14 protein-coding genes are annotated in these 10,723 nt (G+C 64.1%); 5 read left to right on the forward strand and 9 right to left on the reverse strand.

Features of this window, described 5'->3' with window-relative positions:
- The 4 genes from NKJ06_RS32440 to NKJ06_RS32455 form a co-directional block, all read left to right on the forward strand.
- A partial coding sequence (locus NKJ06_RS32440) for a Tim44/TimA family putative adaptor protein (protein ID WP_352812047.1) occupies positions 1-357 on the forward strand: 357 nt, incomplete at its 5' end.
- Positions 358-381: 24 nt separating this feature from the next.
- Entirely contained in the window at positions 382-1,506 is a 1,125-nt protein-coding gene (mltA, locus tag NKJ06_RS32445) for a murein transglycosylase A (protein WP_352812049.1), read from the forward strand.
- Positions 1,503-2,033, forward strand: a complete 531-nt coding sequence (locus tag NKJ06_RS32450) for a Smr/MutS family protein (protein WP_352634707.1) — start codon at positions 1,503-1,505, stop codon at positions 2,031-2,033. The genes mltA and NKJ06_RS32450 overlap by 4 nt, the downstream gene beginning before the upstream one ends.
- Positions 2,034-2,058: 25 nt before the next feature.
- Complete coding sequence (locus tag NKJ06_RS32455) at positions 2,059-2,427, forward strand: helix-turn-helix domain-containing protein (RefSeq protein ID WP_352634709.1); 369 nt, start codon at positions 2,059-2,061, stop codon at positions 2,425-2,427.
- A 109-nt stretch (positions 2,428-2,536) separates the two neighbouring features.
- On the opposite strand, the gene NKJ06_RS32460 is transcribed toward NKJ06_RS32455, so the two are convergent.
- From NKJ06_RS32460 to NKJ06_RS32475, 4 genes are all read right to left on the reverse strand, one after another.
- Complete coding sequence (locus tag NKJ06_RS32460) at positions 2,537-2,773, reverse strand: hypothetical protein (RefSeq protein WP_352634712.1); 237 nt, start codon at positions 2,771-2,773, stop codon at positions 2,537-2,539.
- Positions 2,774-3,125: 352 nt separating this feature from the next.
- The gene (locus NKJ06_RS32465) at positions 3,126-3,743 is read right to left on the reverse strand and encodes a transglutaminase-like cysteine peptidase (protein WP_352634714.1); all 618 of its coding nucleotides are present in this window, start codon (positions 3,741-3,743) and stop codon (positions 3,126-3,128) included.
- Between the two features lie 177 nt (positions 3,744-3,920).
- The gene (locus tag NKJ06_RS32470) at positions 3,921-5,198 is read right to left on the reverse strand and encodes a polyhydroxyalkanoate depolymerase (protein WP_352812052.1); all 1,278 of its coding nucleotides are present in this window, start codon (positions 5,196-5,198) and stop codon (positions 3,921-3,923) included.
- Between the two features lie 233 nt (positions 5,199-5,431).
- Positions 5,432-5,791, reverse strand: a complete 360-nt coding sequence (locus tag NKJ06_RS32475) for a septal ring lytic transglycosylase RlpA family protein (RefSeq protein WP_352664036.1) — start codon at positions 5,789-5,791, stop codon at positions 5,432-5,434.
- A gap of 309 nt (positions 5,792-6,100) precedes the next feature.
- Between NKJ06_RS32475 and NKJ06_RS32480 the strand changes: the two genes are divergently transcribed.
- Positions 6,101-6,286 carry a hypothetical protein gene (locus NKJ06_RS32480; protein ID WP_352812054.1) on the forward strand — a complete coding sequence of 62 codons (186 nt, stop codon included), beginning with the start codon at positions 6,101-6,103 and terminating at the stop codon, positions 6,284-6,286.
- A 205-nt stretch (positions 6,287-6,491) separates the two neighbouring features.
- Here NKJ06_RS32480 and NKJ06_RS32485 read toward each other — a convergent pair whose 3' ends face one another.
- From NKJ06_RS32485 to NKJ06_RS32505, 5 genes are all read right to left on the reverse strand, one after another.
- Entirely contained in the window at positions 6,492-7,289 is a 798-nt protein-coding gene (locus NKJ06_RS32485) for an ATP-binding cassette domain-containing protein (protein WP_352812056.1), read from the reverse strand.
- A gap of 7 nt (positions 7,290-7,296) precedes the next feature.
- Positions 7,297-8,073 carry an ABC transporter permease subunit gene (locus NKJ06_RS32490; RefSeq protein WP_352812057.1) on the reverse strand — a complete coding sequence of 259 codons (777 nt, stop codon included), beginning with the start codon at positions 8,071-8,073 and terminating at the stop codon, positions 7,297-7,299.
- Positions 8,070-9,233 carry an FMNH2-dependent alkanesulfonate monooxygenase gene (ssuD, locus tag NKJ06_RS32495; RefSeq protein ID WP_352812058.1) on the reverse strand — a complete coding sequence of 388 codons (1,164 nt, stop codon included), beginning with the start codon at positions 9,231-9,233 and terminating at the stop codon, positions 8,070-8,072. The genes NKJ06_RS32490 and ssuD overlap by 4 nt, the downstream gene beginning before the upstream one ends.
- 70 nt (positions 9,234-9,303) lie before the next feature.
- Positions 9,304-10,275: a sulfonate ABC transporter substrate-binding protein gene (locus tag NKJ06_RS32500; protein ID WP_352812060.1), complete on the reverse strand. Its 972-nt coding sequence runs from the start codon at positions 10,273-10,275 to the stop codon at positions 9,304-9,306.
- 197 nt (positions 10,276-10,472) lie between these two features.
- Positions 10,473-10,723, reverse strand: a 251-nt coding sequence (locus tag NKJ06_RS32505; RefSeq protein WP_352812061.1) for an ISAs1 family transposase, incomplete at its 5' end; no start/stop codon positions are given.

A 10,723-nucleotide genomic window follows, 5' to 3' on the forward strand; every position in this document is an offset into this window, starting at 1 on the left:
GTCATGGCCTATGCCGACTGCGACCGCAAAACGTTGAAGAACCTGTTGTCGCGCGAGGTTTATGACGGTTTTGTCGCCGCGATCGGCGATCGCGAGGCCAAGGCGGAGAAGATCCAGTCCTCCTTCGTCGGCATCGACAAGGCCGACATCGTCTCGGCCGAGATGAAGGGCGGCGAGGCGCATGTCACGCTGCGCATCATCAGCGAGCTGATTTCGGCGACCCGCGACAAGGCCGGCGCGGTCATCGACGGCGACCCGGAAACCGTGGCCGAGGTCAAGGATGTCTGGACCTTCGCTCGCGACACGCGCTCGCGCGATCCCAACTGGAAGCTCGTCGCCACCGAGGAAGAAGACTGAACCCGGAACGGCGGCGAGGCTCCGGTGTCGCTATCGCCACTCTTTGTCGGAAAATCTTTTGCCGACCTCCCCGGCTGGGACGATGACGATCATCTGGCGGCCTTCGCCGCCTTTCGCCGCTCGGCCTTTCACGTTCTGACCAAACCGTATCGCAGTGGTGTGCTCGGCGTCGATTTCGATGCCTTTGCCGAAGCCTATGCCGAGGCTCGCACCGTTTCGCCGGCGAATCGGTCGCGATCTCCAGATCGGAAGGAAGCCCAGGCTTTCTTCGAGCGCCATTTCTCGCCCGTGCACATCCGACCCGAGAACGGTGGCGCCGGCCTCGTCACCGGTTTCTACGAGCCTGTGGTCGAAGCCTCGCCGGTTCGGACGGAGCGGTTTTCGGTGCCGCTGCTGTCGCGCCCGGCCGATCTCGTCGATATCGAGGACGGCAACCGCCCGCCCGGCATGGATCCTTACCTCGCTTTTGCGCGGCAGACGCCGGACGGGCTGCTCGAATATCCCGATCGCGGCGAGATCGAGCGCGGGGCGCTTGATGGCAAGGGCCTGGAAATCGCCTGGCTGGCCGACAAGGTCGATGCCTTCTTCGTTCATGTGCAGGGTGCCGCACGACTGAACATGACCGACGGCCGGCTTGCCCGCGTCACCTATGCCGCCAAATCCGGCCAGCGCTTCACCGGGCCCGGCAAGGTGCTGAGCGAACTGGGAGAAATCCCGCTGGAAAAAGTGACGATGCAGTCGATCCGCGCCTGGTTCAAGGCGCATCCGGACCGCGTCGACGAGATCCTGTGGCGGAACCGCTCCTACATCTTCTTCCGCGAGGCCGATGTCGAGGACGCGACGCTTGGTCCGATCGCCGCCGCCAAGGTGCCGCTGACGCCGGGACGCTCGATTGCCGTCGACCGCCTGCTGCACACATTCGGCACGCCGTTCTACATCGATGCGCCGACGCTCACCGCCTTCGACGCAAAACCGTTCCGCCGCCTGATGATCGCGCAGGACACTGGTTCCGCCATCACCGGACCGGCGCGGGGTGATCTCTTCGCCGGTTCCGGCGATGCCGCCGGCGAGATCGCCGGCGTGGTGCGCAATCCGGCCGATTTTTATGCGCTGGTGCCGCGCGCGCTCGTTTCGGGGTCGAATCGATGACCCAGCGTCCGGACAAGCTGAGCGAAGACGACCGGGTGCTGTGGAATCTGGTGGCGCGCACGGCCAAGCCGCTGAAGGGCAGGATGGCTGTCGACGTCCCCAACATCCCTGCCGAGGCCAGGCCAAATCAGTCGCAACCGGCGCTGGCCGCTGCCAATACGCCCGCCGCGGCAAAGCCCAAGACGCAGCATGTCGCCCATGCGCTCGACGAGCCGACCTTGGACAAGCTGTCGAAGGGCCGGCTGCCGATCGAAGGCCGGGTCGATCTGCACGGCCTGACCCAGGACGAGGCCTATTCGCTGCTGTTCTCGTTCCTGCACCGGGCGCATGCCGGCGGCATCCGCTATGTCCTGGTCATCACGGGCAAGGGCTCGTCCTCCGGCGGCGACGGCGTGCTGCGGCGCGCCGTGCCGGCCTGGTTGTCGACGGCTGCCTTCCGGCCGCTGGTCTCCAGCCACGACCATGCTGCCCGCAACCATGGCGGTTCGGGTGCGCTTTATATCCGGCTGCGGCGGCCGCGATCGTGAGGCGTTCGCTCATGAGGGTGGGCGCATGACCCCGTTCGGCGAGAAGCTGCGGACGCTCAGAAGCGAACGCGGCGTCAGCCAGAAGGACATGGCGGCGGCGATCGGCGTCAGCGCCGCCTATCTGTCGGCGCTCGAGCACGGCAGGCGCGGCGCGCCGACCTGGACGCTGATCCAGAAGATCATCGGCTATTTCAACATTATCTGGGACGACGCCGAGGAGCTGGCGCGGCTGGCCGAAGCCTCGCATCCGCGTGTGAAGCTCGATACGTCGGGCCTAAGCCCCGCCGCCACCGAACTGGCCAATCTGCTGGCCGAGAACATCGAAAAGCTCGACGAGGCGGAGCTTCGCCGCATCACCGCATCGATCCGCGCGGCGCTGGGCCGGCAGCCGTAGCTTCGCGATCTGCGCCGGAGGCGCACCTTGGCGATTTCCTCGCGAAGGTGTCTCGCTTCAGGTGAAGAGATGCCCGCCGGCGATCCGCCAGCAGGCATCTTTGGTGGGATCATTTCTTGCCGGCCGTGCCGCCATTGTTTCCCCGGCCGCCTTTGTCGCTATGGTCGTGGCCATTGTTTCCGCCGCCCAGGCAGTTCGAGTCGCCAAGGTTGCAACAGCGGCCGCTCCACAAATCGTTGGTCGAGGTGTTGGCGCAGCTTGGGATAGTCTGGTTGGCCAAGGCGGGTCCGGCCAGTGCCGATGCCGCGATGGCGGCGAGGAATGCATTTCGCAAAAGTACAGTCATCTGAAGTCTCCATGATTGGGTTCGGTTCACGGCTGTGTGTCGTCGGCCGGGAGGAAATGGTTCACGGAGGATGCGAGATTGTTGGGAGGGTGGCATGATGCGAGCGGCGCTAGGCCAATAGCGAGACGCCGGCGGGACGGCGCCCCCCTCTGTCCTGCCGGACATCTCCCCCTCAAGGGGGGAGATTGGCAGCTTCGGTGCCGGCTCGCCTTCTTCAACATTATTCAACGCGGGAAATTGGCGAAAGCGGAGGTAACATCCGATCTCCCCCCTTGAGGGGGAGATGTCCGGCAGGACAGAGGGGGCGAAGGATCGCCGACCCTTCGCAGAAGTCGCTCTGTTTGCCTACGCGCTACTGAACCGCGCCGACCAGGACCTGCTGGCCGCCTCGGATCGAGACCCAGCGGCCGGTGTTGTCGATTGCCTGCCGCTTGAGGAAGCGGTAGCCGGTTGCGTCCCACGCCTTGACCTTGTCGGTCAGATTGTCGAGCACGTAGTCGCCCTTGTCGGTGCGCACCGTCAGCACGGCGTGGCCCTCGCCGTCGGGCTTGCGCACGACGGTGATCAGCAGATCGGCAAGCGAGATGCTCATACGCGAAAGCTGGCGCCGCTTTTCCAGCACGTAGTCCTCGCAATCGCCGACGCCTTTGTCGGGATAGGCCCAGACCTCGTCCTTGCCGTAGATGTCCATGTCGCTCATTGGCTTGACGGCGGCGTTGACCCTGGCGGTGACATTGAGAAGCTTGCGCATCAGCCCGTCGGTCATCGAGGCCGGCGCGAGATTGGACGGGCGGATCGAGCATTCGCTGGGATGCAGCTTGCAGAAATCATAGTGGCCGATCGGCTGCGAGGTGAGACCCCCGGTCGCCATCGCTCCGGCCGCCAAAGCCGGTGCCACCCAGCCTCCCGTTACTGCCAGCCCGGCTGCCACATACACGCGCAGCCGTCGCGCCACTGATGAGGAAATCATTGTCCCCGCTCACCCTTTGTTATTAACGAAAGGTTAAGGGGGTTTTACAGTCCGTGTCAATTACGACGTCGGTCGGATTGTCGGCATGGTTACCCGAGGGGCTGGACAGCGGCACTTGTGCAACAGAATCACCCGGCGGCTTTTGCCGAATAATTGGCCTGGATTCTCGTTGCAGGATTATCTCTTGGCCGTGCGGACCAGCTTCGGCTTCACCGCAACGCGCTCCTGGCGGCCATAGCTGGTGATGAAGTCGACGATGCGCGGCACGATCTCGGAGCGGAAGCGCGAGCCGTTGAAGACGCCGTAATGGCCGACCGCCGGCTGCATATAGTGCGCATGCCGTTCAGCGGGGATGTTGGGGCAAAGGTCATGCGCGGCCTTGGTCTGGCCAAGGCCGGAAATATCATCGTTCTCGCCTTCGACCGTGAACAGCGCGACGTTGCGGATCGATGACGGATCGATCCTGGTGCCGCGATGCGTCATCTCGCCCTTGGGCAAGGCCTGGCGCACGAAGACGGTGTCGACGGTCTGCAGGTAGAACTCCGCCGTCAGGTCCATGACAGCCAGATATTCGTCGTAGAAATCGCGATGCTTCTCGGCATTGTCGCCGTCATGCTTCACCAGGTGCATGAAGAAGTCCTTGTGGGCGATGATGTGGCGGTCGAGGTTCATGCTCATGAAGCCGGACAGCTGCAGGAAGCCTGGATAGACCTCGCGGCCGAAGGCCGGCACCGGCCAAGGCGCGGTCATTATGACGTTGTCGCGGAACCAGTCGATGCCCTTTTCCTGCGCCAAAAGGTTGACCGCCGTCGGATTGCGGCGGGTGTCGATCGGCCCGCCCATCAGGGTCATGGTCGAGGGCACAAAGGGATCGCCCTTGGTTTCCATCAGCGCCACGGCCGCCAGCACCGGCACGGAAGGCTGGCACACCGCCATCACATGGGTGTCGGGGCCGAGCGCATGCAGCATGTCGATGATGTAGTCGATATAGTCGTCGAGATCGAAGCTGCCGTCGGCCAGCGGCACCATGCGGGCATCGACCCAGTCGGTGATGTGCACGTCGGCATGGGGCAGCATGGCTTCAACTGTGCCGCGCAGCAGCGTCGCATAGTGGCCCGACATCGGCGCCACGATCAAAAGCTTCGGATCCGGCTTGCGCCCGGCGGGAACGGAGCGTTCGAAGCGGACGAGATTGCAGAACGGCCGCGACCAGACGGTCTTCTCGGCGACCGCGACGGTCTTCCAGTCGACCACGGTCTTGTCGAGGCCAAAGGTCGGCTTGCCGTAGCGGCGCGTGGTGCGCTCGAACAATTCGGCGGTCGCCGCGACCGAACGGCCCCAGGGCGTATGGGACAACGGATTGAGCGGATTGGTATAGAGCAGGCGCACCGCATCGGCATAGAGGCGCGCCGGCTGCAAGGCCGCATGGTTCATTTCATAGAGCTGGTAGAACATCGAGAACCCCGCTGCTGCCTGCGACCGAAGGGACGACGAGCAGCGCCGAGCCTTAAATGTCTCGCGGGGAAGTTAACAACTAATTGCTGCGATGCAATACGTCACGCGGCGTGACCAATGCTTCTTTGGTTCAAGCCCCTGGGAATCGGCCCTGAATGGCGCCAGCCGGCTCAGTGTGCGGCTGCGAAATGTGTAGGTAATGTGTCCGGCCCTCTTGCCGGACACAGGAAGCTTTAGACGCGCGCCATGCAGACGGCGGTGTGGCCGGAGCCGATGAAGCCGAGCTGGCCGGCCGCACCCTTCGACAGGTCGAGCACGCGACCCCGGATGAACGGACCGCGATCGTTGATGCGCACGATGACGCTGCGGCCGTTGTTCTTGTTGGTTACCCGGAGCTTGGTGCCAAAGGGCAGCGTGCGGTGGGCGGCGGTCATTGCCGACGGGTTCATGCGCTCGCCCGATGCGGTCTTGGAGTGCAAGGCGTACCACGAGGCGCGGCCGCACTGGCTGGCGGCGGTTGCCGAAGATGCGCCGACCATCAGGCCAGCAGCGATCGTTACCGCGACAAGCGCGGTCTGTTTTGAGTTCTTCATATTTGAGGGATGGCTCCGTTTTTGACAGACCCCAGCCGTTAGGAGCCAAATAAGGCAGGAAATGCGGCAACCATCTGTCGGTTCCGTGGCAAGATCACACGTTTGGAGTCGCTGGGTAACAGTCTGTTAGGGATTTTCCGGCGCACGATGATCAGTTGATCATGATCTTCGCGCCGATATTCGGGATTTGTTTGACAAGATTGAGCGCTGATATCCAAGTAGAAGTGAGGGCGACCAGGTCCCTTCCTTTGGCTATTTCATCACGGCCGCAACCCTGTAACCGATCGACTTCGAAAAGGAGATCCGGCAATGAGACTGATCAAAAATCTGCTGGCGTTGATCGTGCTTGCCATAGGCGCGCTGTGGGCGCTGCAAGGCGTCGGCGCGATCGGCGGCAGCTTCATGACCGGCCAGTCGCAATGGCTCTATACCGGCATCGTCACCATGCTGGTCGGCCTGATGGGGCTGGTGTGGGCGAACCGGTCAGGAGGGTGAGCTGCGATGGGAAGCGCTGGCGAACTGTCGCTTCGGCATCGCGAAGGATCGTGTGGAGCCGCCGATTGTAATTGGCGAAAAGGCCCATCCCTTCGTCATCCTCGGGTCTGCGCGTACGCTTCGCTTCCGCTCCGCCCGTGGATGACGAAGTCGGGGAGGCCTCGTGCCAAATCCCGAACGTTGAAACTGCCTCCGCCCAACAGCCCTACCCGAACAGCCGATCCAAAATCTTGCCCTCCAACCGAGCAAGCTCCCCCGAGCCGCGCCGGCGCGGCCGTTCCACCGGGACATCCAGATCGAGCGCGATCCGACCTTCACTGATCACCACGACCCGGTCGGCGAGCGCAACCGCCTCGGCGACGTCATGCGTGACCAGCACCGCGGTAAACTTCTGCGCGATCCAGATCCGTTCCAGCAATTGCTGCATCTCGATGCGGGTCAGCGCGTCGAGCGCGCCCAGTGGTTCATCGAGCGCCAGGATTTGCGGGTGGCCGACCAGCGCGCGGGCCAGCGCCACGCGCTGCTTCTGGCCGCCGGACAGCACCGAGGGCCATTCGTCGGCGCGATCGGCAAGCCCGACCTCGCCGAGAATGTCGAGCGCGCGTTGGCGGGCCCCTGCGCCGGAAGCAATCCCGGTCAGCCCGACCTCGACGTTTTTCACCACGCTGGCCCAGGGTAGGAGCCGCGGCTCCTGGAACATGAAGCGGGTGCGGCTATGGCCTTCCTCTTCCACGCCGAATGTCAGCGATCCTGATGTCGGCCGATCGAGCCCAGCCAGCAGCCTGAGCAGCGTGCTCTTGCCGCAGCCGCTCTTGCCGATGACGGCAAGGAACTGGCCGGCCGGCACGTCCAGATCGACGCCGTCGAGAACGGTCTTGTCGCCGAAGCGTTTTTCCACGCCCTTGAAGGCGAAGGCGCGCCGCCCTTCGACCGATATCGCCGGGCGCGCCGGCGCTGGCGTGGCGGTGAAGGAACGAACGGAAGTCAGGCTGGCGGCTGGCATCGAAAACTCATGCATTCTGGAAGGCCGGATGCCAACTCAGCAAGAACCGCTCGAGCAGGCGGGCGAGGCTGTCCGCGAGCTTGCCGAGCAGCGCATAGATCAGGATCGACAGCACGACGACATCGATCAGCAGGAATTCGCGCGCCTGCATGGCCATGTAACCGAGGCCGGAACTGGCCGAGATGGTTTCGGCGACGATGAGCGTCAGCCACATGATGCCCAAGGCGTAGCGCAGGCCGACGAAGATCGCCGGCAGTGCGCCGGGCAGGATGACGCGGAAGAACAGCGCGCGCCGGTCCATGCCGTAGACGCGGCCCATCTCGACCAGCTGCGGATCGACGCTCTGGATGCCGAGCAGCGTGTTGACATAGATCGGAAAGAACACGCCGAGCGCCACCAGGAACAGCTTTGCTTCCTCGTCGATGCCGAACCACAGGATGACCAGCGGGATCAGCGCCAGGTGCGGAATGTTGCGGATCATCTGCAGCGTCGTGTCGGTAAGGCCGCGGCTCAGCCTCGACAACCCGTTGGCGAGGCCAAGCGCAAAGCCGATCGAGCCGCCGACGGCGAAGCCGGCAAGCGCGCGTGCGGTGCTGACGCCGATGTTGCGGATCAGCTCGCCCGACAGCGTCAGCCGCCAGAAGGCCTCGGCGACGGCGCTTGGCGCCGGCAGCACGTTGGCCGGCATGACGCCGGCCCGTGATGCAATCTCCCAGCCGGCAATCACCAGCACCGGCAGCAGCCAGCCGATGCCGTTCTTGCCGACACGTTGAGCCAGACTCATGACGAGGCCTGCAGGCGGTTGGCGCCATGGAAGCCAACGGAGAATTCGTTGGCGATGTTCTCATGCGCCCGCTGCCGCCTGGTGCCGAGCCCGAGCTTCGGGAATAGCAGCTCGGCGACACGGTAGGCTTCCTCGAGATGCGGATAGCCGGAGCCGATGATGGTATCGATGCCGATCGCCTGATATTCGCGGATGCGCTCGGTGATCTGCTCCGGCGTGCCGACCAGCGCCGTGCCGGCGCCGCCGCGAACCAGCCCGACGCCGGCCCACAGATTGGGCGACACCACCAGCCTGTCGCGGCGGCCGCCATGCAGTTCGGCCATGCGGCGCTGGCCGACCGAGTCCATCTGGGTGAGGAAACGTGCCTGCGCGTTTTCGATCTGGGCGTCGGTGACGTGGCTGATCAGCCGGTCGGCGGCGCGCCAGGCTTCGTCCTCGGTCTCGCGCACGATGAAATGCAGCCTGATGCCGAAGCGCAGTTTTCTGCCGCGCAGCGCCGCCTTCCTGCGCGCCGCAGCGAGCTTTTCGGCGACCTGCGCCGGCGGTTCGCCCCAGGTCAGATACATGTCGACGAGGTCGGCGGCGAGGTCTTGGCCCGCGTCCGAGGATCCGCCGAAATAGAGCGGCGGCCGCTCTTGGCGCGGCAGAAGGTCGAGGCGGCCATTCTCGACGCGATAATATTTGCCGTCGAAATTGACGCGCTCGCCGGACACCAGGCCGCGCCAGATGGTCAGGAATTCATGCGCCTGGGCATAGCGCTCGTCATGCGGCAGGAAGACGCCGTCGCCGGCGAGCTCTGTCGGGTTGCCGCCGACCACGACATTGAGCAGCAGCCGGCCGTTGCTCAGCCGGTCGAGCGCGGCGGTCTGGCGCGCGGCAAAAGTCGGCAGCGTCACGCCCGGCCGCAGCGCGACAAGGAACTTCAGTTTTTCGGTGAGCGTCGCAAGTCCCGTCGCGGTGATCCAGGAATCCTCGCAGTTCTGTCCGGTCGGCAACAGCACGCCGGGAAAGCCGAGCCGGTCGACCGCTTGCGCGATTTCCTTGAAGTAGCCGAATTCCGGCGGCCGTTGCTGTTCCTCGGAACCGAGATAGGAGCCGTCGCCATGCGTCGGGATGAACCAGAAGAAATCGAGCGGTGCGGTGCTGGCTGGCGCGGTCATGTCTGGCCTCTGGAAGGTGCAAACGTCAAACGGCGCCGGGCGTTCTCACCCGGCGCCGTCGGAGAAAAAATCAATTGCCCGGCGCGGTCCACACCGCGTCGGAAATGCGGACCGCTTTCGGGATCAGCCCGAGCTTGTAGAAGCGGTCGGCGGTCGCCTGCTGGCCGGCGACGATCTCGTCGGTGATCGGAATGATGCCGAATTTGGTGCGGTTGGCGGCGATCGTCTGCGCCTCGAGCGGCACACCGGTCACCTCATGCAGCGCCGCAGCCACCTTGTCGCGGTTCTGGTCGGCCCATTTCGCCGCCTCGCCAAGGGCCGCGATCGTCGTGGTGACGATCTCGGGGTGCGCCTTGGCGAAATCCTTGTTGGCGAGGAAATAGGTGTTGACCTTGAGCACCTCGCTGGAGCGCGCCAGCACGCGCGGCTGGTAGCGCGTTTCGGCGATGGCGAAGAACGGATCCCAGACGGCCCACGCGTCGATCTGGTCGCTGGCGAAGGCGGCGGCCGCATCGGCGGGGCTGAGATAGACCGGCGTGATCTGGTCGAACGGAATACCGGCCTTTTCCAAGGCGGCGACGAGCAAATTGTGCGCACTGGTGCCTTTGCCGACGCCGACGCGCTTGCCTTTCAGGTCGGCGACCGACCGGATGGGCGAGGCCGGCTTGACGAAGATCGCCTCGCCCTCGCCATTCGACGGCAGCGCCGCCGCATAGACGATGTTGGCGCCGGCCGACTGGCCGAAGATCGGCGGTGCGTCGCCGGTCCAGCCGACATCGATGGCGCCGACATTGAGCGCCTCGACCAGCGGCGGCCCGGCGGTGAACTCGACCCATTTGACGGTGACGCCCTTGTCGTCAAGCGCCTTCTCGATCACCTGCTGCTGCCTGGCGATCACCGGCAGGCCGGTCTTCTGATAGCCGATGCTGAACTGCTTCAACTCCTGCGCGGCGGCACCGAACGACACGGCAACGCTTGCCGCCAGCAGCCCGATGCCGAAAACTCGTCTGGTCAGATTGAAGCGCTTGGTCGGATTGAACATGATCCCTCTCCTTCGCTGCGGATCGGCGCCGGGAAAAATGGCCTCGCCGGTTGGAAGATGGATCAGGCTAGGTATTTCTATAAATTTAGTAGAGGAATGATTTTGCGAGATTGACTTGAAGAGCGGATTTGTTTTCTGCGGTTGACGGGACAGCGCCCCCCTCTGCCCTACCGGGCATCTCCCCCACGAGGGCAGGGCTATCGCATATGAGTAAAGAGCTGGAAGAGGAAGTCTCTGTTCCATCTGGCTCTTCGCATCTTGCTGGCGATGGGTTTGTCGAGAGGATGGGCTTGCAAGATGTTTTGGGCGAGGCGTCTGATGATGGCCAGGTTTTGCGGCCCGTTATCCTTGCGGGTTCGGGCATCGTCCTCATGGAAGACGACATCGAGGCTCCAGTGCAACTGGTTCTCGATGGTCCAATGTGCTCTGACGGTCTCGGCCAGTCTTT

Source organism: Mesorhizobium sp. M0293 (assembly GCF_040321735.1).
Taxonomy (GTDB): domain Bacteria; phylum Pseudomonadota; class Alphaproteobacteria; order Rhizobiales; family Rhizobiaceae; genus Mesorhizobium.